This window comes from Streptomyces sp. S3(2020) (assembly GCF_013044505.1).
GTDB lineage: Bacteria > Actinomycetota > Actinomycetes > Streptomycetales > Streptomycetaceae > Streptomyces.
In genome coordinates this window covers 1-2,546 of sequence record NZ_JABERD010000454.1, presented here as the reverse complement: position 1 = coordinate 2,546, position 2,546 = coordinate 1, and the positions used below count along the sequence as shown (strand labels likewise).

Here is a 2,546-nt window from a genome sequence, read left to right as displayed (position 1 = left end):
GTGGTGGGACTTCGGACCGGCGGCCTGGGCGGCGGTGGCCGGGTTCGGTTGGAGTACCGAGGAGAGTGCCATGACGCCGGCGACCGCTGTGGCGGTGGCGACCCAGTGGATGGGGAGGGTGTGGGTGTGAGCGAGTTCCGGGACCGCGGATTGCTGCACTGGGGGTGACTCCCGAGAGGGCTGGTGCCGGTGGGGGTGGCCAGCATGGTGCCACACGTCACAGCTCGGCGGAACGGCGGGGTCGCTGCTTGTCGACTCGCGGCCTTGCGTTTTCTGGTGCGGTGTCAATGAAAAGGCGCCGTGGCCGAGTTCCGGACGGCTGTCGGGAACTCGGCCACGGCGCGGTTGCGTTGTACGCGGCACGGGACCGCCTCAGCGGCCGGAGCCTCCGTCGGCGTTGGGGCCGGTGTAGTCCTCGCCGTAGGCGCCCTTGGCGGGGCGGCGGCGGCGCATGGGCGGCTCGACGCCGTCGGCGAGGCGGCGGGCGGTGAGCAGGAAGCCGGTGTGGCCGATCATCCGGTGGTCCGGGCGGACGGCCAGGCCTTCCACGTGCCAGTTGCGGATCATCGACTCCCAGGCGCTCGGCTCGTTGAAGCAGCCGATCTCGCGGATGGACTCGACGGTGCGGGCGAGCTGGGTGGTGGTGGCGACGTAGCAGCAGAGGATGCCGCCGGGCACGAGTGCCTTGGAGACGGCTTCCAGGCATTCCCAGGGGGCGAGCATGTCGAGGATGACGCGGTCGACGTCGGTGTCGGACAGGTTGTCCTGGAGGTCGCCGACGGTGAGCTGCCAGGCGGGGTGCGGGCCGCCGAAGTACCGCTCGACGTTCTGCTGGGCGATCTCCGCGAAGTCCTCGCGGCGCTCGTAGCTGTGCAGCATGCCCTGGTCGCCGATGGCGCGCAGCAGGAAGCTGCTGAGCGAGCCGGAGCCGACGCCGGCTTCGACGACGCGTGCGCCGGGGAAGATGTCGGCGAAGGCGAGGATCTGCCCCGCGTCCTTGGGGTAGACCACGGCGGCGCCGCGGGGCATGGACAGGACGTAGTCGGGGAGCAGGGGGCGCAGCGCGAGGTAGGCGACGTTCCCGGTGGTGCGGACAACGCTGCCCTCGGGTGCGCCGATCAGTTCGTCGTGGGGGAAGGAACCCTTGTGGGTGTGGAAGTTCTTCCCGGCCTCGAGCGTGAACGTGTAGTGGCGGCCCTTGGGGTCGGTCAGCTGAACCTGGTCCCCGACCTTGAAGGGCCCGCGCCTGCGGGCGGCACCGGTCGGTTCGGACATGTGAACAGCCTACCGGGGTTTGTGGAGGGCTCCGACCACGGGGAGTTCAGTTGGGGCGGGCCATGGCTTTGACGAAGGCGCGCTCGACGTCGGCCGCGGACAGGACGCCGTAGATCTCTCCGGTCTCCTCCACCACCAGGTACTCGGTGGCGGGGGTGGCGCGCAGGGTGTCGAGGAGGTCCTCGCCGGCGAGTTCCACGGAGACGCGCATGCCGTCGGTGAGGTCCTGGGCGAGGCCGCTGACGGCGACCCAGGGGCGGCGGTGTTCGGGGACGCCGACGATGGCGGCCTCGCGGACGAGGGAGAGGGGTTCGCCGTCGGCGTCGACGACGACGAGGGCGCGGGCGCCGGCTTCGTTGGCGCGGCGCAGGGCTTCGGAGAGGGGGGTGTCGGTCTCGACGGGGACGGCGCGGCGGGTGAGGTTGCGGGCGCGTAGTTCGGGGAGGTGTTCGCGCAGGCGGGCCATGCGGAGGCTGTTGCCGGCGCCGGTCCAGATGATCGCGGCGAGGATGGCGGCGAGCAGGGCGTCCATGACGGTGTCCATGCCGACGTTGTCCTCGGCGTTGGAGCCGAGGGCTCCGGACTGGGTGAGCAGCGGGAGGCCGATGAGGACGGAGACGGCGAGGGCGCGGCCGACCCAGGCGGCGGCGATGGTGCCGCTCATGGGTTTGCCGGTGATCTTCCAGACGACGGCGCGGAGCATGCGGCCGCCGTCGAGGGGGAGGCCGGGCAGGAGGTTGAAGGCGGCCACGATGAGGTTGGAGATCATCAGGCCGGCCAGCAGGACGCCGGGGACGGTGCCGGGTTCCACGGGCTGCATGGCGAGGTAGAAGAGGCCGGCGAGGACGAGGGACAGGAGGGGGCCGACGAAGGCGAGGACGAATTCCCGGCCGGGGGTCTCGGCCTCTTTCTCGATCTCGGAGACACCGCCGAAGAACTGGAGCTGGATGCGGCGCACGGGCAGTTTGAAGCGCAGGGCGGCCACGGTGTGGGCGAGTTCGTGGACGAGCACGGAGGCGTAGAAGGCGACCGCGAAGAAGAGTGATACGAGGTAGCGGGCGGCGCCGAGTTCGGGCAGGACCCGGTCGAGCTGGCCGCCGAACACCCAGGTGATGAGGGCCGCGACGAGGAACCAGCTGGGCGCGACGTAGACGGGGACGCCGAAGGGGCGGCCCATGAGGAGTCCGCCGCCGGGGTCCTTCTGGCGCCGGGGCGGGCGGCCTTGGGTCGTGCCGGAGTGGGCGAGGGTGCGGTCGGGGTGGGTGTCGGTG

2 protein-coding genes are annotated in these 2,546 nt (G+C 71.4%); both read right to left on the bottom strand.

The window, feature by feature from the left end:
* Nucleotides 1–372: 372 nt before the first annotated feature.
* A complete protein-coding gene (locus tag HLK59_RS49440) occupies nt 373–1,275 on the bottom strand; it encodes a tRNA (adenine-N1)-methyltransferase (RefSeq protein ID WP_171148242.1) in 903 nt (300 codons plus the stop codon).
* Nucleotides 1,276–1,321: 46 nt separating this feature from the next.
* On the bottom strand, nt 1,322–2,546 hold a 1,225-nt coding region (locus HLK59_RS49435), incomplete at its 5' end, for a site-2 protease family protein (RefSeq protein WP_171148241.1).